This window comes from Pseudomonas sp. T8, from assembly GCF_024610635.1.
GTDB lineage: Bacteria > Pseudomonadota > Gammaproteobacteria > Pseudomonadales > Pseudomonadaceae > Aquipseudomonas > Aquipseudomonas chlororaphis_I.
Genome location: NZ_CP102374.1, coordinates 6,612,624 through 6,639,182 on the forward strand (window position 1 = coordinate 6,612,624; position 26,559 = coordinate 6,639,182).

At 65.4% G+C, this 26,559-nt stretch carries 23 protein-coding genes; 13 read left to right on the forward strand and 10 right to left on the reverse strand.

Features of this window, described 5'->3' with window-relative positions; translation table 11 throughout:
* The first annotated feature begins 26 nt into the window (after positions 1-26).
* Both NRG23_RS30030 and NRG23_RS30035 read left to right on the forward strand, forming a co-directional pair.
* Complete coding sequence (locus NRG23_RS30030; RefSeq protein ID WP_257373173.1) at positions 27-1,112, forward strand: hypothetical protein; 1,086 nt, start codon at positions 27-29, stop codon at positions 1,110-1,112.
* Positions 1,113-1,245: 133 nt separating this feature from the next.
* A complete protein-coding gene (locus NRG23_RS30035) occupies positions 1,246-1,599 on the forward strand; it encodes a DUF1428 domain-containing protein (protein WP_257373174.1) in 354 nt (117 codons plus the stop codon).
* Between the two features lie 4 nt (positions 1,600-1,603).
* On the opposite strand, the gene NRG23_RS30040 is transcribed toward NRG23_RS30035, so the two are convergent.
* The 3 genes from NRG23_RS30040 to NRG23_RS30050 all read right to left on the reverse strand — a co-directional run bounded on the left by NRG23_RS30040 (position 1,604) and on the right by NRG23_RS30050 (position 3,306).
* Positions 1,604-2,143, reverse strand: coding sequence for a phosphohydrolase (locus NRG23_RS30040; protein WP_041988228.1), 540 nt, complete (start codon positions 2,141-2,143; stop codon positions 1,604-1,606).
* A gap of 143 nt (positions 2,144-2,286) precedes the next feature.
* On the reverse strand, positions 2,287-2,493 hold the full coding sequence (locus NRG23_RS30045; RefSeq protein WP_007922853.1) for a 4-oxalocrotonate tautomerase family protein: 207 nt from the start codon (positions 2,491-2,493) through the stop codon (positions 2,287-2,289).
* A gap of 66 nt (positions 2,494-2,559) precedes the next feature.
* Positions 2,560-3,306, reverse strand: coding sequence for an SDR family NAD(P)-dependent oxidoreductase (locus NRG23_RS30050; RefSeq protein ID WP_103331622.1), 747 nt, complete (start codon positions 3,304-3,306; stop codon positions 2,560-2,562).
* A gap of 118 nt (positions 3,307-3,424) precedes the next feature.
* On the opposite strand from NRG23_RS30050, the gene NRG23_RS30055 reads away from it, so the two are divergent.
* Both NRG23_RS30055 and NRG23_RS30060 read left to right on the forward strand, forming a co-directional pair.
* Positions 3,425-4,345 carry a LysR family transcriptional regulator gene (locus NRG23_RS30055; RefSeq protein ID WP_041988223.1) on the forward strand — a complete coding sequence of 307 codons (921 nt, stop codon included), beginning with the start codon at positions 3,425-3,427 and terminating at the stop codon, positions 4,343-4,345.
* Between the two features lie 159 nt (positions 4,346-4,504).
* Positions 4,505-4,954, forward strand: a complete 450-nt coding sequence (locus tag NRG23_RS30060) for a hypothetical protein (protein ID WP_257373175.1) — start codon at positions 4,505-4,507, stop codon at positions 4,952-4,954.
* A 207-nt stretch (positions 4,955-5,161) separates the two neighbouring features.
* Here NRG23_RS30060 and NRG23_RS30065 read toward each other — a convergent pair whose 3' ends face one another.
* Both NRG23_RS30065 and NRG23_RS30070 read right to left on the reverse strand, forming a co-directional pair.
* On the reverse strand, positions 5,162-6,208 hold the full coding sequence (locus tag NRG23_RS30065; protein ID WP_016702328.1) for a class I SAM-dependent methyltransferase: 1,047 nt from the start codon (positions 6,206-6,208) through the stop codon (positions 5,162-5,164).
* 391 nt (positions 6,209-6,599) lie between these two features.
* Positions 6,600-7,409, reverse strand: coding sequence for a CAP domain-containing protein (locus NRG23_RS30070; protein ID WP_373922268.1), 810 nt, complete (start codon positions 7,407-7,409; stop codon positions 6,600-6,602).
* A gap of 281 nt (positions 7,410-7,690) precedes the next feature.
* Here NRG23_RS30070 and NRG23_RS30075 point away from each other — a divergent pair, with 281 nt between their 5' ends.
* Entirely contained in the window at positions 7,691-8,302 is a 612-nt protein-coding gene (locus NRG23_RS30075) for a cell wall hydrolase (RefSeq protein WP_016702326.1), read from the forward strand.
* A 186-nt stretch (positions 8,303-8,488) separates the two neighbouring features.
* Positions 8,489-9,175 (forward strand): GNAT family N-acetyltransferase, encoded by a 687-nt coding sequence (locus NRG23_RS30080; protein WP_257373176.1) that lies wholly within the window; start codon positions 8,489-8,491, stop codon positions 9,173-9,175.
* A 26-nt stretch (positions 9,176-9,201) separates the two neighbouring features.
* Here NRG23_RS30080 and NRG23_RS30085 read toward each other — a convergent pair whose 3' ends face one another.
* A complete protein-coding gene (locus NRG23_RS30085) occupies positions 9,202-11,376 on the reverse strand; it encodes a DNA/RNA non-specific endonuclease (protein ID WP_257373177.1) in 2,175 nt (724 codons plus the stop codon).
* Positions 11,377-11,498: 122 nt separating this feature from the next.
* Entirely contained in the window at positions 11,499-12,359 is an 861-nt protein-coding gene (locus tag NRG23_RS30090; RefSeq protein WP_009049910.1) for a type 1 glutamine amidotransferase domain-containing protein, read from the reverse strand.
* Between the two features lie 121 nt (positions 12,360-12,480).
* Between NRG23_RS30090 and NRG23_RS30095 the strand changes: the two genes are divergently transcribed.
* From NRG23_RS30095 to NRG23_RS30115, 5 genes are all read left to right on the forward strand, one after another.
* The gene (locus NRG23_RS30095; protein ID WP_257373178.1) at positions 12,481-13,386 is read left to right on the forward strand and encodes a LysR family transcriptional regulator; all 906 of its coding nucleotides are present in this window, start codon (positions 12,481-12,483) and stop codon (positions 13,384-13,386) included.
* Positions 13,387-13,536: 150 nt separating this feature from the next.
* Entirely contained in the window at positions 13,537-15,663 is a 2,127-nt protein-coding gene (locus tag NRG23_RS30100; protein WP_257373179.1) for a TonB-dependent siderophore receptor, read from the forward strand.
* A gap of 1,109 nt (positions 15,664-16,772) precedes the next feature.
* Positions 16,773-17,465, forward strand: a complete 693-nt coding sequence (locus tag NRG23_RS32975; protein ID WP_241194642.1) for a methyl-accepting chemotaxis protein — start codon at positions 16,773-16,775, stop codon at positions 17,463-17,465.
* 230 nt (positions 17,466-17,695) lie between these two features.
* A complete protein-coding gene (locus NRG23_RS30110) occupies positions 17,696-17,950 on the forward strand; it encodes a bacteriocin immunity protein (protein ID WP_257373180.1) in 255 nt (84 codons plus the stop codon).
* Between the two features lie 81 nt (positions 17,951-18,031).
* Positions 18,032-18,310, forward strand: coding sequence for a bacteriocin immunity protein (locus NRG23_RS30115; RefSeq protein ID WP_016702320.1), 279 nt, complete (start codon positions 18,032-18,034; stop codon positions 18,308-18,310).
* Between the two features lie 78 nt (positions 18,311-18,388).
* On the opposite strand, the gene NRG23_RS30120 is transcribed toward NRG23_RS30115, so the two are convergent.
* From NRG23_RS30120 to NRG23_RS30130, 3 genes are read right to left on the reverse strand one after another with little or no spacing between them, the layout of a single operon-like run.
* A complete protein-coding gene (locus NRG23_RS30120; RefSeq protein ID WP_257373181.1) occupies positions 18,389-19,684 on the reverse strand; it encodes a cytochrome c in 1,296 nt (431 codons plus the stop codon).
* Positions 19,681-21,975, reverse strand: a complete 2,295-nt coding sequence (locus NRG23_RS30125) for a molybdopterin cofactor-binding domain-containing protein (protein WP_257373182.1) — start codon at positions 21,973-21,975, stop codon at positions 19,681-19,683. The genes NRG23_RS30120 and NRG23_RS30125 overlap by 4 nt, the downstream gene beginning before the upstream one ends.
* On the reverse strand, positions 21,972-22,445 hold the full coding sequence (locus NRG23_RS30130; protein WP_101282876.1) for a (2Fe-2S)-binding protein: 474 nt from the start codon (positions 22,443-22,445) through the stop codon (positions 21,972-21,974). The genes NRG23_RS30125 and NRG23_RS30130 overlap by 4 nt, the downstream gene beginning before the upstream one ends.
* Positions 22,446-22,801: 356 nt before the next feature.
* Between NRG23_RS30130 and NRG23_RS30135 the strand changes: the two genes are divergently transcribed.
* Positions 22,802-24,214 (forward strand): TolC family outer membrane protein, encoded by a 1,413-nt coding sequence (locus tag NRG23_RS30135; protein WP_036985205.1) that lies wholly within the window; start codon positions 22,802-22,804, stop codon positions 24,212-24,214.
* Positions 24,215-24,346: 132 nt separating this feature from the next.
* Positions 24,347-26,485 carry a type I secretion system permease/ATPase gene (locus NRG23_RS30140; RefSeq protein WP_023964207.1) on the forward strand — a complete coding sequence of 713 codons (2,139 nt, stop codon included), beginning with the start codon at positions 24,347-24,349 and terminating at the stop codon, positions 26,483-26,485.
* Positions 26,486-26,559: the final 74 nt, after the last annotated feature.

A 26,559-nucleotide genomic window follows, 5' to 3' on the forward strand; every position in this document is an offset into this window, starting at 1 on the left:
GTCGACGCTGTGCGAGGGTTGCCATCTTGTACCTGCGTGCGCTGATCGTCGTGATGCTGCTGGTGCTGGCCGGGTGCGCCGCGACCCAGCGCGTCCGCGAGGCGGTGGCGCCGGTGGTGGTGCCGCCCAGCACCTGGCGCCAGGTGGACCGCGAGATCGCCCAGGCTTCGCAAGAGGCGGTGATCCAGGTCAAGGTGTTTGCCCGCGGCTCCATGGAGCATTGGCGGGTGCGGGTCTACGCAGTCACCGAAGAAACCTTCATCCCCTGGTTCAGCAGTTACTGGACCCAGGAATGGATGGCCATGAAAGTCAGTTGGTACAGCCTCACCGCCGGCGACGAGGAGGACGCGGCGGCGACGCGGCTGGCGGCCTACCTCAAGGAGCAGTATCAGGAACAGGTGCTGGCACCGGTGGCGGTGGAGATCGACCCGGATGCGATTCTCAACCAGGCCACGGAGTTCTATGTCGAGCTGCTGGACAAGCAGGTGCAGGTCATTGCCCTGCGCTATCGGCTGCCGGCCAAGCAGCTCGATCAACGGCTCAATGGCATCCAGGCAATTCGCCTGGGGCCGCCGCCGGCGCGCGATGCGTCGTTGTACCAGGTGCTGCACGCCAAGCCCTTGACCACGCTGCCGGCCTACTCGGCGCTGTACCAGCAGATCCATAGCGCCCCCGCGGGCACCGGCGAGGTGTCGTCCGAGGCGGGGATTGTCTCGGTGGCCAGGCAGGCCAGCGAAAAATTCGAAGCGCAGATGGCCGGCCGTGGCATTGCCGGCGCCGCGTCGGCGGTGGCTGGCAAGGTCGCCGGGGCGGTGATCTCCCTGGGGGCCGCAGGGTTTCGCGCGATCGCCCATGAGAGCGACCGGGCCGAGACCGAGGCGCAGATTCGCCAGAGCCTGGGCAAGGCGTTCGACCAGGCCTGGTTCAAGCTGTTGAACAACACCGGCAACGGGGTGATGGCCGGGGTGTATTACCTGGCCGGACAGGTCGAGGGCGAGCTGGGCAAAAGCGCGGTGCCGAACCCTCCGCTGGAGACCGTGCCAGGCTCCGTGCATCCGCCTGCCACGCCGGGCCTGAGCGCCCCGGAAACCGGTTGGCAACCGGAGCCATGAAGCCCGTCGGTCGGCCTCCCGGTTTTTTCGCGCCGAGCTGTCGATTGTCGGCGATGCGGATCGACCAGTTCACAGAAGGGCCGACACCCGGTTCGGCCCCGGATGTTCAACCCCAATCAGCAGGAGCAGGATCATGTCTTATGTCGATGGTTGTGTCCTGGCAGTACCCACCGCCAACCTTGAAGCCTTCAAGCAGCATGCAGAGACCGCGGCGAAGGTGTTCAAGGAGTTCGGCGCCCTGAGCGTGGTCGATTGCTGGGGCGACGATGTGCCCGAGGGCAAGCTGACCTCGTTCCCCATGGCGGTCAAGCTCAAGGCGGAGGAGACCGTGGTGTTCAGCTGGATCATCTGGCCGTCCCGTGAAATCCGCGACGCGGGCATGCAAAAAGCCATGGAAGACCCGCGGCTCAAGCCCGACGCCTGCCCGATGCCGTTCGACGGCCAGCGCATGATTTATGGCGGGTTCAAGATGCTGGTGAATGCCTGAGGCATCACCAGCGGAACATCGGCAATGGCCGCAGCGGCGTACGCAGCAACTGCCGGGCCGAAGCGCGCGCCAACATCCAGTGAAAACCCTGGTCGGGGTAGCGTGCCTGGACCTTGCGGATAAACGGGCGGGGCAGGCCGAAGCTGAGCAGGCCCAGGGAGACGTCGATCGTGTCGGCCTGCCGGAACGCTTCGACACTCGCGGCGTGGGCCTGGCGATAGGGGCGCAGTTTGTGATGCTGCTCGATCAGCGCGCTGACCTGCTCATCCAGCAGCGATTCGCCGCGCTCGGCCAGAAAGGCCCGGGCCAGTTGGATCGACGGCGCCAGGTAGTCGAGGGTGCCATGAGTCCAGATACCCAGGTCATGAAAGGCCGCGGCGACCTGTACCGCCGAGGACAGCGGCCGGTCCTGCGGGTTGAGCGCGGTGTAGAAGCTCAGCACGCGATATATATGATTGCGATAGCCGGGCAGGTCCTTGCCGATCACCGTGGCGTAAGAGGCAAGGATCTGTTCGGTGAGCGGGCATTCGAGAACGACGTCCATGTGGTCTGCTCCGGGTCTGGAAGGGCGACAGTATAAGGCTCGGCGCAGGGCTTGAGGATGCGGGCGTCACGGCGTATCGACAGGTCGCGGATCGATTCAACGCCAGGAACAAAGGGCGGACCAGATGCTGGCCCGCCCTTTTTTCATTGCGCCGTTCGCTGGCGGTATTCGGTGGTGGTCATGCCGGCGTAGCCCCAGTTGTCGGTGTCGACTTCCTCGATGACGATGTGGGTCAGTTCCGGGGCCTTGTTCAGCACCCGTTGCAGGGTTTCGGTGATCTCGCGGATCACCTGGGCTTTCTGTTCGCGGGTCACGCCGTCACGGGTGATGCGGACGTTGACGAAAGGCATGGCATTACTCCTAAGGAAAGGATGGAGGTTGCAAGGGACGGGAGGCACGCGGGCCTCCCGCCGGGTTTACCATTTGCCGCTGCTCATGCCGCCGTCCACCGGCAGCACCACGCCGGTGGTGAAGCCGGCGCCGGACAGGTAGAGCACCGCGTCGGCGATTTCCTCGATGCGTCCGACCCGTCCGGCCGGTTGCAGGCCGTCGAGGAAGGCGCGGTGCGCCGGGTCGTGCATCGGCGTGTCGATGATCCCCGGGGCCACCGCGTTGACCTGGATGTTGAACGGCGACAGCTCCAGGGCCAGGGCGCGGGTCATCTGGTTCACGCCGCCCTTGATCAGCACCGGCAATGCCGCCGGGACCGCCAGGTTCGGTTGCAGCGCGACGCTGGCGCTGATGTTGATGATGCGACCCTGGCGCCGCTCGATCATGTGCCGCGCGGCGGCCTGGGAGGCGTAGACCACGCCCTTGAGGTTGGTCTCCAGCAGGCTTTCCAGCTCCTCGGGGCTGTAGTCGATAAACGCCTTGGGCAGGAAGAAGCCGGCGTTGTTGACCAGCACATCGACCTGGCCGAAACGGTCGATGGCGCGTTCGACCAGTTGCGTGGCGGTGGCCGGGTCGGCGATGTCGCCTTCGACCCCGAGAAAACGCTCGCTGTGGCCCAGGGTTTCGGCCGCCGCGGCCAGTCGCTTTGCCGAGCGGGCATTGCCGACCACGTTGTAGCCGCGGGCCAGGTAGGCCTGGGCCAGGCCGAGGCCGATGCCGCTGGAGGCGCCGGTGATGATGACGGTGCTGTTGGGGTTCAGGTTGAGGCTCATGGTGATAGTCCTGTTCTGCGTTGAGAGAAGTTCCAGCGCTGTTGGGCAGAACTATATTTGTGTGCCGAATACTGATAAATAGCGCCACAGGTACTTCACTTGATACATGGTGTAATCAATGAGTCGGCAATTCGACGATGTGCTGCTGGGCAGCATCGAGCTGTTCTGCATGGCGGCGGAGATCGGCAGCTTTACCGGCGCGGCGCTGGCGGCCGGGGTCACGCCGGCGGCGGTCAGCCGCTCGGTGTCGCGCCTGGAAGAGCGGCTCGGCGTCCGCCTGTTCGTGCGCACCACCCGCAGCATCCGCCTGACCGACGGCGGGCGCGACTATCACCAGCAATGCCGCAGCGCGCTGAACCAGATGCTCGAAGCCGAGCGCCAGTTGACCGGGCAGCAGCTGGCGCCTTCCGGCACCTTGCGCATCAGCCTGCCGACCACCTACGGCCATCTGCGCATCCTGCCGCTGCTGCCGGAGTTTCGCCGGCGCTACCCGCAGATGCGGGTGGAGGTCAACCTGAGCAACCGCAATATCGACTTTGTCGAAGGGGGCTACGACATGGCGATCCGGGTGCGCGCGCAGCCGGATTCCGGGTTGGTTGCGCGGTTGCTGGAGGACGCCGAACTGGTGGTGTTTGCCGCCCCGGATTACCTGGCGCGGGCCGGTACCCCGCAGCGGCTCGACGACCTGGCGCAGCACGAGTGCATCCAGTTCGAGCTGCCCAGCAGCGGCCGGCGCATCGCCTGGCTGTTCAACGGCCCCGACGGCCCCTGTGAAGTGCTCGCCGAGGGGGCCTACGTGTGCTCCGAGGACCTGCTGGGGGGCGTGACCCTGGCCAGGCATGGCGCCGGCCTGTTCCAGACCTACCGTTTCATGGTCGAGCGCGAGCTGGCCGAAGGGTCGCTGGTGGAGGTGCTGCAGCCTTACGGTGGCCGTTCGCGGCCCTTCAGCCTGCTGTATCCCCACAGCCGGCATGTGCCGTTGCGCCTGCGCGCCTTTATCGACTTCCTGCTGGAGAAACAGCCGGGCTGGAAGACCTGAAGCGGGGATGGGCAGCCCGGGATGGATTGGTTAGTATGGCGACCGGGCTTCCTGGGCGCCCACCTCGCGAAAGCGCAAGCACCTTCAATTTCCGCAAGCACCACGCTTGCATACCCCCTCCGGGCCAATAGCGAGCAGGCCGATTCTCTTGGAGTTGGTATGCCTATCAACAAATCCGTTCCCCGTTCACCCGCCAGTCAGGCCGCCAGCCTGGTACTGCGCGAAGCCAAACGCCTGCATCGCACCGCCACCAGCGGTTCGCTGGCCAGCGCCTTGCCGATTCTGCGGCGCTTGCTGGCGAGCAACAGTTTGCCTGGCCTGTCGTTGCCTGAGCTGTATCGACAGCGCGACAAGGTGCAGCGCAAACACCTGCTGCGCACCCTGGCCAGCGAGGCCGGTTTTGCCCATTGGGAGACCTACCGCCAGATCCTCGACGAGCTGGCGCCCGAGCAGTTGCAACACTTCGAACTGGTCTACCGCCAGGCGGGCCATCTCAACTGCTGGTTCTCGTCGCCGGACGAGGCTCGGCAGTACGTGGCCCATCATGGCGGCCGGCTGTTGTGCGTAGGGCAACAGGCGGTGGTGCTGGTGGATCTGCCGGCGGCGTAAGGCGCTATCCATCGTTGTACAGAAGCACGGTACCCGGGATCTGCCCGGGTGCCGTTTTTATTGGCATGCAACATCTGAATCAACAACACACATCTGTAGGAGCGAAGCTTGCTCGCGATGGTCGTTAACGATGACGCGTATCGACCGGGTAAGCGCGCCGCCCTCAAGTTCATCGCGAGCAAGCGTCGCTCCTACAGGACTGCGTTTTTATTTACGTGCCTCGAGAATCAGGTTGAACGGCGTCTCCGCGGCCCGGCGGAACTGGCTGAAGCCGGCTTCGCTGAAGACCTGGCGCAGGCGCGCTTCGCCGGCCTGGGCACCGAGGCCCAGACCAACTTCCTGGGACAGCGAGTTGGGCGTGCAGATAAAGGTCGAGGCGGCATAGAACAGCCGGCCGACCGGGGTGATGTTCTGATCCAGTCGGTCGTTGGCGAACGGCTCGACCAGCAGCACGCTGCCGTCGTCTTTCAGCGCCTGGAAGGCATGTTGCGCGGCGCCCACCGGGTCGCCCATGTCATGCAGGCAGTCGAAGAAGCAGATCAGGTCGTAGTCGTTGCCGGGGTAGGTCTTGGCGCTGGCCTGGGAGAACTGCACGCGGCCGGTCACCCCGGCTTCCTCGGCGCGTTGCGTCGCGGTGGCGATGGAAGGCTGGTGGTAATCGAAGCCGAAAAACTGCGAAGCGGGATAGGCCTGGGCCATGATCACCGTCGAGGCGCCATGCCCGCAGCCGACATCCGCCACCTTGGCCCCGGCCTGGAGTTTTTCCACCACGCCGTCCAGGGCCGGCAGCCATTCGGCCACCAGGTGCGCCCGATAGCCGGGGCGGAAGAAGCGCTCGGTGCCGCTGAACATGCAGGGGTGGTGATCGCCCCAGGCCAGGGCGCCGTCGCCGCGCATCGCCGCCAGCAGTTTGTCCTTGTCGTGAAACAGCGCGGAGACCACCACGGCGCCACCGGCCACGTACACCGGCGAGTCCTCGATGGCCAGCGCCAGGGCCTGTTCTTCCGGCAGGCGGAACTGGCCGTCGAGGTGTTCCATGTAGCCGGACGCGGCATGGGCGCTCAGCCATTCGCGCAGCAGCCGCGCGTTGCAGCCGGTCTTGGCGGCCAGCGCTTCGGGGCTGACGAAACGACTGTCGGCCATGGCCCGGTACAGGCCCAGTTCTTCGCCGAGAATCATATTGGCGAGCATCGCCGCGCCGCCCATGTCTGACACCAGTTTGCCCATGAAATCGTTGAGCTTGGCTTCGTCCATGGCCTTGTCCTCCGCTGTGAGGGTCACTGTCGCAGACGGCCCGGCAGTGGCCGGAGGGGTACACGCGCACGCGAGGGGAGGCCGTGTCCCGGCGCTGCCGAAGGAATGGGTCTGGCAAGCCAGGCCTGTGCTTTGAAGAACTGATGCACGGACGCCTCCCGCATGGGCGGGGGGCGTGCCTACCGTCAGGAAGGTGAGGCAGGCCATCGGGCCTGGGCGTCGAACCCATGGCGGCAGGCGAGGCTGCGCGCGGGTTCCGGGGACGCCCGGAGCAAGCGATTCCTGGCCGGTAGATGAGTCAGTTTAGTTCCCTGGCAGGGGCGTCGTGGGGTTGGCCGATGAGGGGGCAGGGCGCCGATCACGGCGCCCTTGGGCAAGGTCGGCCAGGCCTTCAAGGGGTGCCGAACATGGCGGTCCAGTAGATGCCGGCATCGCTTTTCGGATCGATCGCATAGGACGCGCCCAGCTCGCGGTATTGCGGGTTCATCAGGTTGGCGCAATGGCCGGGGCTGGCCAGCCAGCCATCGACCACCTTGCGCACGCTGTCCTGGCCGGCGGCGATGTTCTCGCCGATCTGCTGGCCGGCATAACCTGCCAGTTCGGCGCGGTCGCCGGGGGTACGGCCGTCGCGGTCCTTGTGATCGAAGAAGTTGTGGTTGGCCATGTCCCGGGTATGGTCCTGGGCCGCGCTGGCCAGGGTGGCGTTCCAGGCCAGCGGGGTGGCGGCGGCGAAGATCTGGTTGCCGCACTGGCGTGGTTGCGCGCGGGCGCTGTTGAGGCTTTCCAGGAGCTTCTGGCCTTCCGCCTGCCAGTCGCCGAGGCGTGCGGTGAGCAGCGGCCGGGCGAGGACGATACGCCAATCCTGGCCGGTGCGGCTGACGCCGATATCGACGAACTGCGGGTCCAGCACCACCTGGCAGAAACTTTCCCGCACCGCCTTCATGGCCGCCTGGGCATCGCGCGGCCCGGACAGGCTGATGGCCTGCACATTGACCATCGGGTAGGCGCTGCTGGCCAGGGCCTGCTGCAGGTTGCCGATGCTGTTGGCGGGCAGCACCAGGCGCGGGTCGGCGGCCAGCGGCGGCAGCTCCTGGGACACCTGGCCGGCGCAGCGCTGGGCCTGGCTGCGGTAGCTGTTGATCGATGTCACCAGTTGCGTCTCGTCGCTCGCCACGGCGGTGGTGGCGAAGGCCATGCTCATCGACAACAGGAGGGACGACAGCAGGGTCAGTGGCAGAGCGGAGGATAGGCAGCGCATGGAGGTCTCCCTTGAGCGAATTGCGCCCATGATGCGCGATTTCGCCCCGGTCGGCGCAAGGTCTTTTTGCCGAAAACGGGCGCCGTTATCCATTCTTTTGGTTGCCGGCATGGCGCCGGTTACGGGCGGACGGTGGCGAACTACACTCAATTCCAGCCGCGCCAGCCGGCAGGCTGGCGGTGGCTTTCCCGTGCCCGGATCGGGCTTTTGGCGAAGGTGCGAGCATGCGCCCGACAGCGATTGCCGGCGGTCTCCTGATCCTCCTGTGCGGGGGGCTGGCGATGGCCGCGGGTGAAAGAGCGAACCCCGAAGTGGTGGAGGACAAGGCCCAGGTCCTGGAGCAGAAAGCCGCGGACCAGCAACCGGCGCCCCGCAGCGAAACCATTACCCCTCCCGAGGCCCAGGCGGTGGACCCGGCCGGCGCCGCGCCGCTGGACGATGCCATCACCTGCCTGGCGCGCTCCATCTACTGGGAAGCCAAGGGCGGGGCCGCCGCCGACATGGAAGCCGTGGCCAGCGTGGTGCTCAACCGGGTCGGTCACGAGGGGTTTCCGGATACGGTGTGCGCGGTGGTCAAGCAGGGTTCGCAGCAGCGTGCCTGCCAGTTTTCCTGGTGGTGCGACGGGCGAGCGGACCAGGTGAAGGAAGATGAGCCCTACATCGCGGCCAAGGAAATCGCGCGCAAGGCGCTCAACCAGCAACTCCCGGACCGCAGCCACGGCGCCCTGTATTTCCACGACCGACGCGTGCGGCCCGCTTGGGCCAGGCAATACCGCAAGACCGCCGAGACCGGCAAGTTTCTGTTCTACAAGCCGCAAGGCGACAGCGCGCGTTAAACCGGTTTACCCAGGCCATCTGTAGGAGCGAGCTTGCTCGCGATAGCGTCCGTGCTGACACGCTGCATCGCGAGCAAGCTCGCTCCTACAGGGACTGCGTCAACTACGCGGGCGGAGTATCATGCCCGGCCCGCCGCCGACGCCTGCTGTCCAGGCGTGCCTCAACCTTTGGAGCCCTTGCGCGCAATGCCCACCATCAGCCACTTCCAGACCCCGTGCCCGGAGGCCGTCAACAGCCAGATCCTGCAGATGGTGGTCGACTACCTGACCGACATCAGCGCGGTAGCGATCCCGCCCAGCAACCTGCTGTACAACATCTACCAGTACGCCATCGGCTACGAAGTGCATCTGTACCTGCAGGCCCTGGACGGCTCCCGGGGCATCGCCGTGGAACTGCTGGTAGCCACTGACGATGATGACCCGCAGCAGGTGCTGGGTTTTGTGCTGTACCTGCCGGTCAAGGACGATCTCGAGGCGTGCGGCGTGGCCTATATGGCGGTGCGTGCCAGCCATCGCCGGCAGGGGATCGCCCGTTCGCTGCTGGCACGGATGCGCGAGCGCTACCCCCATGCCGAACTGACCTGCGCGGCGGGCAAGGTGCCCTGTTTCGAAGCGCTGGGCTTCCAGGTGCTGGGCGTGCGCGGTCCGCAGGTGCTGATGAACACCCGCGATCACGCCACCGACGGTTTGATGGGCCTGCTGGACACGGCGCCGATCTATCGCTCGCTGGAGGTGCGGCAGATCCACAGCTACCTGCTGCAAAAGCATGGCAAGCGGGCGATGCTCGATGCCGAAAAACAGCGCGACCGTCACCTGGACCAGATGACCCGCAACGCCCAGGCGCTGGTCCGCGAGCGCCTGGGGCAGGGCTGAGGCCGCTCAGCCCTTGAGCCGCACGCTCAGCCCGGCTTGTGCTGGTCGGCGGCCATGATCGAGGGGGCCAGGGAAATGCCCGCCATCTGGCAGATGTCCGCCAGCGTCGCCCTCTGCTTCTGGAAGGCCTTGGCCAGGTCCAGCGCGGCTTCCTGGACGTCGAGACCGAACTCCTTGATCACCTCGCTCTGATCGAACAGGAAGCCATAGGCCAACAGTTCCGGGGTTCGCGATTCGTCCTTGGGCACGATGACGATTTTCCAGAAGCGGGTCGGGTAGTGCACCGGGCCCTTGCCGAAGTCCTGCTCGACGCAGGAGTCCCCCAGCACCGGGCCGGCAAAGATGACGGCCTGGCCACCCCCGGCCTCGATCTGTTCGGCCAGCTCGCCCTCGAAGTAACCCCAGATGCCTTTGCGATTGCGGTACTGGGCGCCGTCGGGTGTTTCCTGGTTGAACAGCTCGTGTTGCGGCGTGCAGTTGGTCCAGTGGTAGGTGTCGGCGTTGGCGTACTCGGTGTCGATTCCCGGCTGGCCCCAGCAGCTGTCTTCGCGGCGCACGATATGGCCGCGATCGAAGTTGCCGGCCGGCGCGTAGATGTCGCTGTTGGTCAGCTGGAATCGGCTCGGCACCCGGCGGTCGAGGCGCCAGCTTTCGCCGCCGAAGCCCCGGCGGCCCCGCGCATCGCCACGGACCTCGGGCCGGTAGTCGGCATTGGAGGCGGCCCACATCGGCATGCGGTACTTCTTGTTCATCACCAGCGAATAGCGGTGATAGGGCAGCTCCAGCGGAGCGTCGTCGTCCAGGTGGGAGAGCCTCATGGCCGGCACATTGCGCGCCGAGGCGGCATGTTCGCGGTAGTCGCCGACGCGGTAGAGCTGGGCCAGCTGGGCGCCCTCGACGAAGGGCGGCGGGACCGGCACCCCGAGAAAGTCCGGGTCGTAGCCGGGGCGGGCCTCGTAGTCGAGGTCGAAGGTCAGGGTCTTTTCCAGGGCCGCGACTGCCGGAGCGGAGTCGGTTGATGCCGGCTCGGCCGGCGCCACGCTCAGGCTGGAGGTAATGCTTGCCGGGCTGTCCGCGGCATGGCTGAGGATGTTGATGGTGGTGGGGCCGGAGATATGAAAGATGTTCTGCGACCTATCGGGCAGGCCTGGGCGGAGCGGCGTAACGGCCACTGCTTCGTTGACGCTGAGCGCGGCCAGCGGATCGGCGGTCTGCTCCATGAGCTGGGCCAGCAGCTCGGCCGGCCTGCCGCTCAGTTGCAGGGCCTTGAGCGCCCCGACGATGCTGCTGACCCGGGTGCCCTCGTTGGCCACCCAGTCCACGGTGCTTTCCTCGTCCCCTTCGGGGTTCCAGAGGCTGTGGTCGGTCTTGAGGATGTTGCCGGCTGCGTCGGTCCGGGGGATGCCGCAGTGATGCAGGGCGATCAGCTCCCAGTTGTCGCTGAACACCGGGGAGCCGGAGGCGCCTTCGGCGGTGTCGGTTTCGTAATGCAGGAAACCCTGGTCGAGAATGTCCAGCAGCCGGTTGTGGGTGGTGGCGTACTGGCGCGGGCCGCCATCGGGGTGCTGGATGATGTTCATCGGCCGGCCACGCAGGGTCTTGCCGGTGGCTTCGATCAGGCGGATGCAGCCGTAGTCCGACAGCGCCTCGCCGCGCGTGCCCTGCGCGGAAATGGCCACCAGGCAGAAGTCCAGCGCCTCGTCGGCGAAGTAGAACTGGTCCGGCTGCAGGTTGAAGTAGGTGCCTTCGTTGATGCCGCGCTCCTGCCTTTCGTAGAGAAAGTTGGCGGCGCAGTCCACGGCATCCACATACCGGGGAAACACATGCTGGTTGGTCAGCAACAGGCTGGGCGAGACCAGGAAGCCGGTGGCGAAGCCCTCGACCACCGTGCCCGGGCGTGGCGCATTGACCAGCCGCGCCACCGGCCTTGCTGCCTGGCGGGCGGCCTCGCTGGGGGCGTAGAAGGTCGGGTCCCAGGTGCCGATCCGGCGTTCCAGCCCGGCGCGGGTCAACAGGGCACGGGCGTTCTCGCGGGCAACCCACTTGGCCAGTTGCTGCGGTGAATCGCCGGCGCCCGGGCCCAGTTCGCGGATGCGCGACAGCGATGCGGTTCGGGTATTGGCTTGCTGGTTCCAGCGCTCCAGGGCTTTGGCCATGTTGCTTCTACGGGCACTGGCAACGGCATCTGGCGTCTTGCTCATGGGCACCTCCTGGCGAGTACGGGATTCCTTTCGGGCTAGCCATTTGAGCGTAGACAACAAGTGCCGCGGCAGACGACCGGCGTCATGCCAGCTCGTCGGATCCGCCGCTCTTTATGCGCCTTTTATGCACCTTTGCCGGCGCGCTCCTGCAAGCGCTCGAGCAACACCTTGGCCACGCCCTGGGCCGAGCCCGGGTTCTGCCCGGTTACCAGCTCGCGGTCGATCACCACGTTTTCGCTCCACGGCGAGCGGTTGCTGCGGTACAGGCCGCCGGCCTGTTCCAGGGCGGTTTGCGGATAGAAACGCATGGCGCCGCCGCCCAGCAGGCCCTTGGCCAATTCCTCTTCCTGGTTGCTGATCACCGTGAACTGGTAGCCGGCGTAGATCCAGCCCGGGGCGCTGGCCTTGCCGCCGCTGGCCAGCTGTCGGGTGAAGTCCTGCGCCTGGGGCAGGGTCGACAACAGGGCGATCGGGCCGTGGCAGACCAGGGCGGTGGTCTTGTTGTTCTGATGGAAGTTGCTCAGCAGCCGGCCCAGCTCGGGGCTGTGCAGCAGGTCCTGCATCGGTGCGTGGCCGCCGGGCACGTACAGCGCATCGAAATGCTCGTAGCCGATCTGCTCGACCCGGGCCAGGCTGATCACCGGCGATTCGCCGGGGGAGGTGATTTTCAACTGGTCGAGCAGCGCCTGGTGCGCCTGCAGCGCGGCGACATCATTGTTGAAGTACATCTTGTCGGTGGAGGAGCGGTCCAGGGTCGGTGCCTTGCCCTGTGGGGTGGCGAAGGTTACCGAGTGGCCGGCGTCGAGCAGCTGCTTCACCGGTTGCATCAGTTCGTTGAGGTAGAAGCCGGTGGAAAACACCTTGCCGTCCTTGAGGTCGAGGTGGTCGGAGTCCGAGAGCACCACCAGGACGTTTCCGGCCTGGGCGTTGAAGGTGGCGGCGGTAATGCTCATGGCAAGAGCGAGGGTGCTGAGTGGGCGCATGTGGGTGTCCAGTATGTGAGGTCAGGGAGCCGGCGGTGGCCGACGGGTGATTCACTGTATTCATGCCTCTGTGGACGATAAACTCGCGCCACTGGAAATCACTTGTTCCCTGGAGGTTAAGGTGAGTCGCCGATTCGATTATCTGGCTGACGTCGAGGTATTCGTCAGCGTGGTGGAGAAGGGCTCGTTGAGCGCTGGCGCGGTGGCGCTGGGCACCACCCCGTCGGTGGTCAGCCGGGCGATTTCCCGGCTGGAGGCGCGCCTCGGCGTGCAACTGCTGCGCCGCACCACAAGGCGCCTGAGCCTGACCGAGGCCGGCCTGTTGTACCTGGAACAGTCGCGCGCGGCGTTCGAGTTGATCGACAGCGCGGAGCGCAGCATCCAGGGCCAGGACGGCGAGCTGAACGGCCGGGTGCGCCTGAGCGTGCCAACCACCTACGGCCATTACCGGCTGCCGGCGCTGCTCGGCGGCTTTGCCCGGCAATACCCGCAGGTGCGCATCGAGCTGAGCATCAGCAACCGCAATGTCGACCTGGTGGCCGAGGGTTACGACCTGGCGATCCGCCTCGGCCAGTTGCCTGACAGCGGCCTGATCGGGCGCAAGCTGGAGGACGCGCCGCTGTGCCTGGTGGCGTCCCCCGACTACCTGCAACGCGCCGGCACGCCGCGGCAGCTGGGAGATCTGGCGGCCCATGCCTGCCTGCCTTTCATCATGCCCAGCAGCGGCCGGGTCGGTGCCTGGCTGCTGCGCGAGCAGGGGCGGGACCTGGAGTGGACACCCCAGGCGAATATCCAGGTGGCCGACGATGTGCTGGGCATCGTGTCCCTGGCCGAGCACGGCATGGGCATCTGCCAGACCTACGAGTTCATCGTCCGCGAGCGGATCGCCAGCGGTCGCCTGGTGGCGCTGCTGCCGGAGGCGGGCGGTCGTTCGCGGCCGTTCTCGGTGATCTACCCGCCGCATCGCCAGCTGTCGGCGGCGGCGCGGGCCGTGATCGATCACCTGACCCAGGCCGTGGCGCAGTGACAGGCTGACTGGCCATCAGTCCCGGTGTTGCCCGGGAGGAGGATTAAAAAAGCGCCCACTCCCGTGGGGAAGGGGATTTACTGAGAATCGGGCGCTGATTACAATGATAATCATTGCTATTAATGTCCTTCCCTCCCTTGAGTGCACACCTTGAAGTCATCCTGTCCGCGTGCCCGCCGTAACACCCTGATCAAACGCCTGTTGCCGACACTGTCCTGCTGCCTGGTCGCCAGCCCGCTGTGGGCACAGGAGGCGGTCGAACTGCCGACCACCGATATCCAGGCCGACCGCCTCAGCCAGGACACCGGCTACACCACCTCGCAAGCCAGCACGGCGAGCAAAAGCAATGTGCCGATCAAGGAGGAGGCGCAGTCGATCAACGTGGTGACCCAGCAGACCCTGGCCGACTATCAGGTGCGCTCGCTGAACGACGCCATGAAGTTCGTCAGCGGCGTCAGCCAGGGCAACACCCTGGGCGGTTCCCGGGACTCGCTGGTCAAGCGCGGTTTCGGCACCAACGACGACGGCTCGATCCTGCGCGATGGCGTGCGTTCCAACCTGGGGCAGAACTTCAGCGCCACTACCGAGCGGGTCGAAGTGCTCAAGGGCCCGGCGTCGATGCTCTATGGCGCGCTGGAGCCGGGCGGGCTGATCAACATCATCAGCAAGCAGCCGCAATATTCCCAGAGCACCACGCTCAGCGGCTCGGCCTACAGCGAAGGCGGCGGCACCATGGCCCTGGACACCACCGGGCCGCTGGGCGATACCGGCCTGGCCTACCGCCTGATCGCCGAGCGCGGCCATGAGGACTACTGGCGCAACTACGGGGTCAACGAGCACACCCTGGTGGCGCCGTCGCTGACCTGGACCGGCGAGCGCGCCAGCCTGACCCTGAACTACGAATACAACGACTACTCCAGCCCCTTCGACCGCGGCACCGTGTTCACCAACGGGCATCCGGCGGACATCGACTACGACAAGCGCCTGGACGAACGCTGGGCGAAAAGCGTCGGCATCCGCGAAGTGGCCAGCGCGCGCTTCGAGTACCAGCTGAGCGATGACTGGAAAACCCGTGTCACCTACGGCTGGAACAACGACCGCTACAGCCTGTCGATCGCCCAGCCCAACAGCCTGACCGGCAACACCCTGCGCCGGGCTGCCAACGGCGCCCACTACGACGACGAAACCCGCTACGCCAGCTGGGACTTCATCGGCCAGCAGGAGCTGTTCGGCCAGCGCCATGACCTGCTGGTGGGCGTCGACAGCGAGCACTCCGACCAGTACCGCGGCAAGACCTACCGCAACACCGCCCAGGGTGGTTTCAACATCACCTCGCCGGTCTACGGCAAGCTGGCCGAGCCGAGCCTGGTCAGCGCCACGCAAAGCAACCTGCGCAACCAGCTGACCTCGAGCTCGGTGTACTTCAAGGACAACTGGCATTTAAGTGAACAGTGGATCCTGGTGTTCGGCGGTCGCCAGCAGCATTACGACCAGTACAGCGACCAGGGCCTGGGCCGCAGCTACAAGGTCAATCGCGACAGCAATGGCGACACCTTCGTGCCGTTCCTCGGCCTGGTGTTCAAGGCCACCGACAGCCTGTCGCTGTACGGCAACTACAGCCGTTCGTTCAAGCCCAACACCGATGTCGACGATGCCGGCAAGACCTTCGATCCGGAAGAGGGCCGCAGCTACGAGGTGGGGGCCAAGTACGATCCGCTGCCGGGCCTGAACATCAACCTGGCGCTGTACGACATCGAGAAGAAGAACGTGGTGACCACCACCACGGTCAATGGCGTGAGCCTCTCGGAAGCCGCCGGCAAGGTCGGTTCCCAGGGCGTGGAACTGGACGTCACCGGGCGTATCGCCGAGCGCTGGGACCTGATCGGCACCTACGCCTACAACCACACGGAAATCCTCGACGACCCGAGCAACGAAGGTCACCGCCTGGCCAACGCCCCCAAGCACACCGCCAGCCTGTACCTGAGCCACCACCTCAACGTGCCCGCGGAATTCGGCGCCTGGCATGCGGGCGGCGGTGCCCGTTATGTCGGCGAGCGCGCAGCCAACAACGCCAACGATTTCTGGCTCAGCAGCTACACCGTGGCCGATGCCTTCGTGCGCTGGGAATCGCCGCTGTTCGGTTATAAAACCAGTTTGCAGTTCAATGTCGACAACCTGTTCGACAAGCAGTACTACCCGTCGTCCACCGGCAGCCAGCTGCAGGTCAACGTCGGTGAACCACGCACCGCACGCCTGAGCGCCAGCGTGACCTTCTGACAATATCCGGACCGCTGCGCGTCGCCCTATCGGGTGGCGCGTCGGCGGGATCCGTCTCGCCGCGGTCGCTCTTCCCCCCACCCATTTCGCTCTTCATGGCATTCCCGCCAATCTCCCGACTTTGCCCACCCGCGGCCCGATTCCCCGTGGCCCGGCGTCAAGAAAGCCCTGGTCATGTCGATAGTTGAAAAGGCGAACTTGGCTATTTGCCACTATCGTTGCTGACTGAACCGCTCGCCGAAAGCGGTCACTCCGTTTTGCCCTCTGCCGATTTTCTTCCCGTCACGTACATGGAGTAAGAGTGCATGGCTTTCCCCCCGCGTTTTCTCGAGCATTACCGCAAAGCCGACCGCATCATGATGGGCCTGATCTGGCTGATGTTCGCCTATGCGCTGGGCCTGGCGTTCTGGCACGACACCTTCACCCAGGCGCTGCTGGTGGGCGGTGGCACCACCCTGGTGCTGAGCCTGCTGTACCGCGCCATCAGCGGCACGCGCCTGATGCGCTGCTGCATCGCCATCGGCTTCATGCTCATGGCGGCGCTGCATATCAACCAGGCCAAGGGCTTGATCGAAGCGCACTTCGGCATTTTCGTGCTGCTGGCGGTGCTGACCTTCTATCGCGACTGGTTGCCGATTCTGCTGGCGGCGGTGACCATCGCCCTGCATCACGTGGTGTTTCATGTGCTGCAGCACCAGGGCTTTCCGGTCTATGTCATGGCCCATCACGGCGGTTTCGGCATGGTGGCGGTGCACGCCTTCTACGTGGTGGTGGAGACGGTGATCCTGCTGTACCTGGCGCTGCACAGCCATGCCGACGCGGTGGAGAGCCAGGACATGCTGGACAAGATGCTCGCCGCCACGTCCCAGCTGACCGTCGAGGTTCATCAGGGCGAGAGCGGCAAGGTGCATGTGTCGCTGGCCCAGCGTTTCGACCACTTCATGCAGCAGATCACCGCGCTGGTGGATGGCGTGGTGCGTGACACCCATGGCCTGCGCGAACTGGGCCAGGACCTGGCGAAAACCAGCCAGACCCTGGAGCAGGGCGCCCAGCACCAGTTGACGGAAATCACCCAGATGACCGGCTCCATGCAGCGCATGGGCGATGCCATGGGCGACATCGCGGTGCACGTCGAGCAGGCGGTCGAGCGCGCCGGCCAGGCCAGCGCGCAAATCAGCCGCGGCCAGCAAAGCGTCGATCGCGCCCAGGCGGAAATCACCCAGTTGGCGTCACGCATCAACGGCACCAACGAGACCGTGCAACGCCTGGCGGGGCAAGCGCAGCAGATCGGCAACGTGCTGGACGTGATCGGCAGCATCGCCGCCCAGACCAACCTGCTGGCCCTCAACGCCGCCATCGAGGCCGCCCGTGCCGGCGAGCAGGGCCGCGGTTTCGCCGTGGTCGCCGATGAGGTGCGCAACCTGGCCCAGCGCACCGCGCTGTCCACCCAGGAAATCAAGACCATCATCGAAGCCCTGCAACAGGGCAGCCGCCAGGCCGCCGAAGCCATGCACGACAGCCACGAAGGCGCCCAGCGCTGCGTCGAAGACAGCCGCCAGGCCTCCGCGATGTTCCAGGCCGTCGGCGCCGACATCTCGCATATCGACCAACTCAACGGCCGCATCGTCAGCACCACCCGCGAACAATCCAGCGCCAGCCTCGACATCGTCGGCCGCCTGCACTCGGTCCAGGCCATCGCCCAGAACACCGCCGACGACATGGGCAGCCTGGCCCTGAGCAGCCAGCGCCTGCCACCGATTGCGATCCGCCTGGAGGCGTTGGGGCAGACGTTTCACAAGTAACGGGGGAGTGGCGCCTGTTTGCCGATAAGCAGCGGGCGCCATCACTGCTGCTGGTCCGCTGGCCCTGACCGGAAGCCGGACTACAGGTCATTCAGACCGGTCAGCGTCAATCTCAGAGTTCTCCAAGTTTCCAAGGGCGAGCCGTTTCGCCAACTTGAGATGTCGACAACCTGAGTGTCGTTACACCGAAACATCACATGGGCATTCACAGAAATGGATGACGTTTATCCATGAAGAACAACATCACTGACTTTACCGAAGACGAATTTGTCCGCTATCTGAAAGAACTGCTCGCCGCTAACAAGACCGCAACCGACGATGTGCTTGACGATCTTCTAGAGGAATTCTGCGAGATTACCGGTCACCCAGGCGGCACCGATTTGATTTACTACCCGGAGGACGGTTCAAAGGGAACCGCCGAAGACATCACGCGAGTTGTGAAGGTGTGGCGTACGGCGAATGGGTTACCGGGATTCAAGCAGTGATGATCAAAGGAGAGGGTGAGCGTCTGATATCACATTCATCAAAAGTGAGACCTCCAAAAATCTTGCTCAAGGTTAGCTGCCATGTCTTTAGATAAGGCTCGGATCGAGCACTACACAGAGTGTGAGTTCCTACAGCTGATCAATGAGTTCTTCAGTGAAACCAACGACCTTGAAGGGCCCCAACTCGAAAAGTATCTGAGTACGCTGGCCGATCATTTTGAGAAAGTCACCGGGCATCCGGCGGGTTATGGACTCATTTACTACCCGGATCAAAACGGTATTGAAGACAGTCCTGAGGCGGTATTGAGTGAGGTGAAAGCGTGGCGGGCCGCGAACGGTTTGCCGGGCTTCAAAGCGTGATGCCCCACCTTGTTGAGCACCAGACAGAACCGATAAAAAGCCCCGCTTATGCGGGGCTTTTTCATGGCCGGGAGTAGGTCAGCCGGGAGGCAGGCTGGCGCGTATCTGGCTGACGCGTTGTTTCACGTCTTTCCAGGGCGCCTGGCTTGCCAGGTCCTGGCGCAGGAAGGTCAGCAGGTCGGCGATCTGCTGGTCGTCGAGGCTGTGGCGGAACGCGGGCATGTAGCCCAGTTCCGGGTTGGCCGGTTGGGCGATGCCTTCGAGGATTACGCGGATGGCGTTGTCGGGGCTGTCGGCGTAGAGGTTGCTGTTGAGGGCCAGGGAGGGGCGCACGCCGGTCAGGGTCGGGCCTTTTTCCTGGGCGTGGCAGGCCATGCAGGCTCCCGAGAACAGGCGGGCGCCGGGGGGGCCGAGGGGGTCGGTGCGTTGCTCGGCCTGGTGGTTCAGGGTGTCGGCGCTGCCTTGCGTGGCGCTGGCCGGCTGCAGGCTGGACAGGTAATGGGCGATGGCCTGCAGGTCGGCCTCCGGCAGTTGCGCCAGGCCTTCGTGGATCACCGGCGCCATCGGGCCGGCGGCGACGCCGTGGCGCGGGCTGTAGCCGTGGCGCAGGAAGTCCAGCAGGTCCTGCTCGGTCCAGGCCAGCGGCGCCTTGCCGCCGGCCAGGGCATGGGCGCTCCAGTCTTCGGCAACACCGCCGCTCAGGTGGCGCCGGCCGCCGCGTTCGCCAAACAGCGGGTCGCGGGGCGAGTGGCAGGCGCTGCAATGTCCCAGGCCCTCGCTCAGGTAGGCGCCACGGTTCCACAGGGCGCTGCGCCCGGGATCGTCGGCCAGGGCGCCGGGCCTGAGGTAGAGCCAGTTCCAGGCGAGGATGCCCGGGCGGATATTGAAGGGGAAATGCAGGTCGGTCTGCGGTGGCTGGTGGCGGACCGGCGGCTGGCTCATCAGGTAGGCGTAGAGCGCCTTGAGGTCCTCGTCGCGGGTCTTGGTGAAGGCGGTGTAGGGAAACGCCGGGTACAGGTAACGCCCGCTGCGGTCGATGCCGTGGCGCATGGCGCGCTCGAAGGCCGGATAGGACCAGCTGCCGATCCCGGTCTCCGGATCGGGGGTGATGTTAGTGCTGTACAGGGTGCCGAACGGGATGCGCATGGCCAGGCCGCCAGCGTTGCGTGCCCCGCCCGGCGCGGTATGGCAGACCGCGCAATCGCCCAGGGCCGCGAGTTGCTCACCCTTGGCGACTTGCGCATGGCTGAAGTACTGGGTGTCGTGATTGTCCAGCGGCGCGATCGCCGGCTGCCAACTGATGAACACGCCCGCGGTGACGGCCAGGCTCAAGGCGGCCAGGCTCCAGCCGACGAGGGTCTTGAGTTTGCTCATGGGTGGGCCTCCTGGCCAGGGTGGTCAGCGTCGGGGGCTTGCTGCAAGGCTTGCAACAGCCTTTCCGGGGTAAAGGGCACTTGCCGCAGGCGCACGCCGACCGCGTCGAAAATCGCGTTGGCAATGGCCGCGGCGCTGGGTACCGAGGCTGACTCGCCGGCGCCCATGGACGGTTCTTCCGGGCGGTCGAGCAGTTGCACATCCACTTCGGGCAACTCGTCGAAACGCAGGATCGGATAGCCGCCCCATTCCAGGGAGGTGCTGCCGCAAGGGTCGAAGCCGACGTATTCCTTGAGCACCCGGCTGCACGACTGGACGATATTGCCGTGCACCTGGTGGCGGACGCCGGCCGGGTTGACCATGCGCCCGCAGTCGTGGCTGACGAAGATCTTGTCCAGGCGGATCTGCCCGGTGCGCCGGTTGACGCTCAGGTCGCAGACCCACGCGGCCCAGGCGGCACCGAAGCCTGGGAACTTGCTGTGGAAATACCGGGCATAGGCAAACCCCCGGCCCTTGACCCATTCCTGCGACGGCGGCGCCGGGTGGCGGTGGGCGCTACCGTCCTGCCAGTCGGCCTGTTTTTTCAGCGCCTCGATCAGCGCCAGGGCACGCGGGTCGTCCAGGTAGCGCAGGCGGAAGGCGATCGGGTCCTGCTGGGCGATGTAGGCCAGTTCGTCGATCCAGGATTCATGGGCGAAGACATTGGGCAGCGCGGAGACCCCGCGCATCCACGAGGCGCGGACGATCGGCGCGGCGTCCTGGCAGACGATGCGCATCTGTGGGAAACGGTATTGCGGGATCGCCGTGCGGTCGCCCATCTGCTGGATGTCGGGGCGGTTGGCGACGGTGCCGGTGAGCAGCAGCGCCAGGGTCCGGGCGTTGTTCGAGGGGTAGCAGGTCTTCAATTCGTAGGCGGCCACTTCGCGTTTGCCGTCCAGGCCACCGCGGACTTGCATCAGCTGCGCGGTGCCCTTGGGTTCCCAACCGGCCTCCTGCTCGCGCATCAGTTGCACCCGTACCGGCCGCCCGACTGCCTGGGAGAGCAGGGCGGCGTCGGCGGCCACATCGTCGGCGCAGTTGCGTCCGTAACAGCCCGAGGCTTCCATGCGATTGATCTGCACCTGTTGCGGTGTGCGCCCCAGCAGCAGGGCGATGTCCTTGCGCAGGTCGTGGGGGTTCTGGCTGCCGGTCCAGACCTCGGCGCGTTCGGCGTCGATCATCGCCACCGCGCAGGACGGGCCGATGGAGGCATGCAGGTGGTAAGGCCAGACATAGTCGACATTGAGCGGGCTGTTGAGCGTGCCCAGGCTGCTGTCAATGTCGGGATCGTCGCGCAGCACGCGGTCCTGCTTGGGATGGGCCAGGAGCGTCTTGTGCAGCGCATCTTGCCGCAGGTCGGGCAGCGCATCCCAGGTTTTCCACTGGACCTTGAGCTGGCGCATGGCGTCGATGGCCTGCTCCTCGCGCTCGGCGACGATGCCGACAAAGTCACCGATCACCACCAGTTTGACGATGCCCGGCAAATGCGCGATGGACGCCACATCCACCGCGATCAGCGCATGGCCCAAGGGCGCGCTGGCATCGGCGCCGGGGTAGGGCGGGCGTACCACGCGACCGTGGAGCATGCCGTCCAGGCGCAGGTCGTGGACATAGGTCAACTGGCCGCTGACCTTGGCCGGGATGTCCACGCGCGGGGTGGACTGGCCGACATAACGACCGGCACCGACGGCCTTGAGTTTGATGCGCGGGTCCAGGGGCAGGTGCAGGTCCTGTCCGCGGGCCAGTTCGGCGTAGCTCAGGCGTCGTTTGGGGCTCGCGCTGGCGTAGATCTGCCCTCGTTCAACCCGCAACCCGGCAATCGGTTGGTCGAGGATTTCCGCTGCGCCTTCCAGCAACCACTGGCGCAGCTGGGCGGCGGCCTGGCGCAGGGGCAGGGCGCTGACCTGAAGGGTCGCGCTGGCGATGGTCGGGCCCTGGTCCGGGGTGCTGGCGGTGTCGCCGAGAATCATCCGCACCTGCTCGAAGTCGACATCCAGCTCGTCGGCGACGATCTGCGCCAGCGCCGTGCGCACCCCGGTGCCGAGGTCGACATGACCGCAGAACGCGGTGACGTGGCCGTCGGCGCCCAGGGCGATAAAACTGTCGACATGGTCCGGCGTCGGGTCCGTTGGCAACGGGGTCGTAGTACGGGTTTCGGCCATGGCCAGCAGCGGTTTGGGCAGCAGGGTGCTGATCATGATCAGGCCGCCGGCCTGGAGCAGGCGGCGACGGGTCAACGGCAGGTCGTTCATGCTCGACCCCGCTCTGCCAGCAGCTGACGGGCCCTGGCCGCGGCTTGCAGGATCTCGAAGTGCGCGCCGCAGCGGCAGAGGTTGTAGGCCAGCTCGTTCTTGATCCGTTGCTCGTCGGCCTCGGGCTCGCGCTCGAACAGCGCCACCAGGGTCATGATCATGCCGTTGCTGCAATAGCCGCATTGCGCGGCCTGCTCATCGATGAACGCCTGTTGCACCGGGTGCAGGCGCTCTTCCTGCGCCAGGCCCTCCAGGGTGGTGACCTGTTTGTCCTGCACGCTGGACAGCGGCAGGGTGCAGGAGCGGGCGGCGACACCGTCCACCAGCACCGTGCAGGCGCCGCATTGCCCCAGGCCGCAGCCGTACTTGGGGCCATTGAGGCCCAAGTCGTTGCGCAGGGCATACAGCAGAGGTGTGTCTGGCGGCAGCTGATCCAGTAAAAGGTGGCGGCCGTTGAGGATAAAAGTCATGGCAGCTTGGGTCCTGTGAGTGAGTGGCGTGGCGCGTTGAGCACGCGACAGCGGTCAGGGCAGGTGTGAGCCGGCAACGCGTCCCGTTCAGGGACTGGACAACAAGGTTGCGCTCAGGTGCTGGGCAGATTTGCGGGGGCGAAGCATGCGGGGTTTGAGGTGGTCGATAAATAAGACGATTCTGGTTTTTTGTAGGCCGAAGCCAGGGGATGATTCGGCATTATCTGATCTGGTGCCTGAGAAAGATGATGGCTAGTAGCCATAATTGTCGCTTGTGACAGCCTTGGTCACGGCGTAGGATGCGCGCCCTGATCAGCCTGGCTGAACCGTTTTACCCGAATGCGACATGGATTGTTATGACTCACTCCCCCCGTTTTTTCTCGCCATTGCTCATCCTGGCACTGGTGACGATCCCGGCTTTCGCCGATCCAGGTGCCCAGCGCGCCGAGCTGCTGCAGGTTTACCGCCAGGCCGTCGAGCATGACGCCCAGCTGTCCGCGGCGCGCCACGAGTACCAGGCCCAGCGCGAAAGCATCCCCCAGGCCCGGGCCGGGTTACTGCCCACACTCAATGCCGGCAGCACCGTGGAATCGGTGCGTCTGGAGCGGGATGAGCCGGGCCTGACCCGCACGCGCAGCACCACGGTGTTCCAGGCCAATCTCAACCAGCCGCTGTTCCGTGCCGATCGCTGGTTTCAATTGGAAGCCGCCCACGCCAGCACCGCCCAGGCCGAACTTGAATTGGGCGCGAAGGAGCAGGGGCTGGTGCTGACCACGGCCCAGGCCTATTTCGAAACCTTGCGCGCCCTGGACCTGCTCGCCGCCTCCAAGGCCGAGGAAGCGGCGCTCGAGCGTCAGCAGCAACAGGCCCAGGCCCGCCTGGAGAATGGCGCCTCGAGCATCACCGATGTGCTCGACGCCCAGGCCGCCCATGACAACGCCGGCGCCAATCGCAAACTCGCCGAGCGCAAGGTCGACGATGCCTTCGAGGCCTTGTCCCGCTTGACCCGCCAGGACTATTCGACGATCGAGGGTATTCAGCATCAACTGCCGGTGGAACTGCCGGTGCCCAACGATGCCAACGAATGGGTCAGCCGCGCGGTGCGCCAGAACCTGGCGTTGCAAGCCAGCAGCTACGCGGTGATTGCCGCCGAACAGACCAACCGCCAGCGCAAGGCCGGTTATGCGCCGACCGTCGATGCGGTGGCGTCCTGGCGCAAAGGTGAAAACGACAGCTTCGGCTACAGCAACCCCACCGACTTCGGGCGGGATGGCTATCGAGGCAATGTCACGCAAAGCAGCATCGGCCTGGAGTTGAATATTCCGCTGTACTCCGGCGGCATGACCCGTTCCCAGGTGCGTGAAGCGACCGAGCGGCTGGCCCAGAGCGAAGACGAGCGCGAGGACCGCCGCCGCGAAGTGGTGCAGAACACGCGCAATTTCTACCGCGCGGTGAATTCCGATATCGAGCAGGTCATTGCCCGCCGGCAGACGATTCGTTCCGGCCAGGCTTCGGTCAAGGCCAACCAGGTCGGGCGCGACCTGGGCTCGCGCAACACCGCGGATGTGCTCAATGCCCAGCGCCAGCTGTACAGCGCGGTGCGTGAGTACAACAACGCGCGCTACGACTACATCATCGACACCCTCAAGCTCAAGCAGGCGGCGGGAACCCTGAGCCCGAAGGACCTGAGCGACCTGGCGATGTACCTGACGAAAGACTACGACGCCGATCGGGATTTCCTGCCACCGCAGGAGCGCAAGGCGCTCTGACGGGTGATTCATACAAAAGAGTGAAATAAATCTCAATCGATGATGTCGTATTGATACTAATTGTTTCAGGTTTGATATAACATCTTGAAATATTAGGACTTTACGGCCGCAACGCGGCATGCATGGAAGCTTATGAGCGAACAAGGAAGGGGCGCCGAGTCGCCCACGCCAGACACTGGCCTGGTCTGTCTGGTGATGCTGGCCCGGTTTCATTCGGTGGCGGCATCCGCCGAGCAACTGGCCCACGAATTCGCTCCAGAGAACCAGCCGTTCACCCAGCGCGAACTGCTGCTCGCCGCCCGCAAGCTGGGGCTCAAGGCCAAGTCGGTCAGCACTTCCATCGCTCGCCTGGAGCGCACGCCATTGCCGGCGATCGCGGCCGATGGCGACGGCACATTCTTTATCATTGCCAAGCTCGACCAAGGCCAGGCGCTGATCCAGGACCCGCGTTCGGACCGCCCTGAGGTCATCTCCTTCGAGGCCCTGGCCGCGCGCTGGACCGGCGAGCTGGTGCTGCTGCGCTCCGAGGCCGGGTTGCCGGGGGAAACCTCGCGGTTCGACTTCACCTGGTTCATTCCCGCCATCGTCAAATACCGCAAGTTGCTCGGCGAAGTGCTGCTGGTGTCCTTTGCCCTGCAGCTGTTTGCCCTGGTGACGCCGTTGTTTTTCCAGGTGGTGATGGACAAGGTGCTGGTGCACCACGGGTTGACCACCCTGGATGTCATCGCCGCAGGGTTGCTGGGCATCATGCTGTTCGAATCGGCCTTGAGCGGTTTGCGCAGCTACGTGTTCGCCCATACCGCCAGCCGGATCGACGTGGAGCTGGGTTCGCGCTTGTTCCGTCATCTGATCAACCTGCCGCTGGCGTATTTCCAGGCGCGCCGGGTCGGCGATTCGGTGGCCAGGGTGCGCGAGCTGGAGAACATCCGCAGCTTCCTGACCGGCAACGCCATTACCTTGTTGCTGGACGTGCTGTTCTCGCTGGTGTTCATCCTGGTGATGTTCTACTACAGCGGCTGGCTGACCCTGGTGGTGCTGTTGTCGCTGCCGCTGTACGTGCTGGTCTCGCTGTTTGTCACCCCGCTGCTGCGCGCCCGCTTGCAGGACAGTTTCACCCGCGGCGCGGAAAACCAGGCGTTCCTGGTGGAGACGGTGAATGGCATCGACACGGTGAAATCCATGGCCGTCGAGCCCCAGGCGATCCGCAAGTGGGACAACCAGATGGCGGCTTATGTCGCGGCCGGGTTCAAGACCCAGACCTTGTCCACCATCGCCAACGAAAGCGTGTCGCTGATCGGCAAGCTGGTCACGGTGGCGACCCTCTGGCTGGGCGCGCGGCTGGTGATCGACGGGCAGCTTTCGGTGGGCGAACTGATCGCCTTCAACATGCTGGCCGGTCGGGTCAGCGGCCCGATCATGCGCCTGGCGCAGTTGTGGACCAGCTTCCAGCAGACCGGCGTTTCCGTGCAGCGCCTGGGCGATATCCTCAACACCCGCACCGAGCTGTCCCAGGCCACCCGCAGCGCCTTGCCGCCCCTCAGGGGGCAGATCGAATTCGACCAGGTGCATTTCCGTTATCGCGCCGACGGCTCGGAGATCCTGCGCGGGATCAACCTGCAGATCGCCGCCGGCGAAGTGATTGGCGTGGTGGGGCGTTCCGGCTCGGGTAAAAGCACGCTGACCCGCCTGCTCCAGCGCCTGTACGTGCCCGAGCGTGGACGGGTGCTGGTGGACGGCATGGACCTGGCGCTGGCTGACGTTTCCTCCCTGCGGCGGCAGATCGGCGTGGTGTTGCAGGACAACATGCTGTTCAACCGCAGCATCCGGGAAAACATCGCCCTGAGCGATCCGGGCGCGCCGCTGGAAACGGTGATGCATGCTGCCAGCATGGCCGGTGCCCACGAGTTCATCCTGGAACTGCCCGAAGGCTACGACACCATGGTCGGGGAGCATGGCACCTCGCTGTCCGGCGGCCAGCGGCAACGCATCGCCATCGCCCGGGCCCTGATCGGCAACCCGCGGATCCTGATTTTCGACGAGGCCACCAGTGCGCTGGACTACGAGTCCGAACGGATCATCCAGCAGAACATGCAAAGCATCTGCGCCGGGCGCACGGTGATCATCATCGCTCACCGGTTGTCGGCGGTACGCGATGCCAATCGCATCCTGGTGGTCGACCGCGGGCAGATCGTCGAGCAGGGCAACCATGCCGAACTGCTGGCGCACCAGGCCGGCCACTATTCGCGCCTGCACCGTATGCAGCAGGGCTGAGCGCCGCCCGATTCACAGGTTATTTGTTCGGCCGCCGCCCCCGCCGCAGGGGGCGGGGCTGGATGCCATCCGGA

Coding starts and splice junctions, on each gene's coding strand:
- NRG23_RS30035 (WP_257373174.1), top strand. CDS start 1,246: ATGTCTTATGTCGATGGTTGTGTCCTGGCAGTACCCACCGCCAACCTT.
- NRG23_RS30040 (WP_041988228.1), bottom strand. CDS start 2,143: ATGGACGTCGTTCTCGAATGCCCGCTCACCGAACAGATCCTTGCCTCT.
- NRG23_RS30045 (WP_007922853.1), bottom strand. CDS start 2,493: ATGCCTTTCGTCAACGTCCGCATCACCCGTGACGGCGTGACCCGCGAA.
- NRG23_RS30050 (WP_103331622.1), bottom strand. CDS start 3,306: ATGAGCCTCAACCTGAACCCCAACAGCACCGTCATCATCACCGGCGCC.
- NRG23_RS30055 (WP_041988223.1), top strand. CDS start 3,425: ATGAGTCGGCAATTCGACGATGTGCTGCTGGGCAGCATCGAGCTGTTC.
- NRG23_RS30060 (WP_257373175.1), top strand. CDS start 4,505: ATGCCTATCAACAAATCCGTTCCCCGTTCACCCGCCAGTCAGGCCGCC.
- NRG23_RS30065 (WP_016702328.1), bottom strand. CDS start 6,208: ATGGACGAAGCCAAGCTCAACGATTTCATGGGCAAACTGGTGTCAGAC.
- NRG23_RS30070 (WP_373922268.1), bottom strand. CDS start 7,409: ATGAGCATGGCCTTCGCCACCACCGCCGTGGCGAGCGACGAGACGCAA.
- NRG23_RS30075 (WP_016702326.1), top strand. CDS start 7,691: ATGCGCCCGACAGCGATTGCCGGCGGTCTCCTGATCCTCCTGTGCGGG.
- NRG23_RS30080 (WP_257373176.1), top strand. CDS start 8,489: ATGCCCACCATCAGCCACTTCCAGACCCCGTGCCCGGAGGCCGTCAAC.
- NRG23_RS30085 (WP_257373177.1), bottom strand. CDS start 11,376: ATGAGCAAGACGCCAGATGCCGTTGCCAGTGCCCGTAGAAGCAACATG.
- NRG23_RS30090 (WP_009049910.1), bottom strand. CDS start 12,359: ATGCGCCCACTCAGCACCCTCGCTCTTGCCATGAGCATTACCGCCGCC.
- NRG23_RS32975 (WP_241194642.1), top strand. CDS start 16,773: ATGGGCGACATCGCGGTGCACGTCGAGCAGGCGGTCGAGCGCGCCGGC.
- NRG23_RS30110 (WP_257373180.1), top strand. CDS start 17,696: ATGAAGAACAACATCACTGACTTTACCGAAGACGAATTTGTCCGCTAT.
- NRG23_RS30115 (WP_016702320.1), top strand. CDS start 18,032: ATGTCTTTAGATAAGGCTCGGATCGAGCACTACACAGAGTGTGAGTTC.
- NRG23_RS30120 (WP_257373181.1), bottom strand. CDS start 19,684: ATGAGCAAACTCAAGACCCTCGTCGGCTGGAGCCTGGCCGCCTTGAGC.
- NRG23_RS30125 (WP_257373182.1), bottom strand. CDS start 21,975: ATGAACGACCTGCCGTTGACCCGTCGCCGCCTGCTCCAGGCCGGCGGC.
- NRG23_RS30130 (WP_101282876.1), bottom strand. CDS start 22,445: ATGACTTTTATCCTCAACGGCCGCCACCTTTTACTGGATCAGCTGCCG.
- NRG23_RS30135 (WP_036985205.1), top strand. CDS start 22,802: ATGACTCACTCCCCCCGTTTTTTCTCGCCATTGCTCATCCTGGCACTG.
- NRG23_RS30140 (WP_023964207.1), top strand. CDS start 24,347: ATGAGCGAACAAGGAAGGGGCGCCGAGTCGCCCACGCCAGACACTGGC.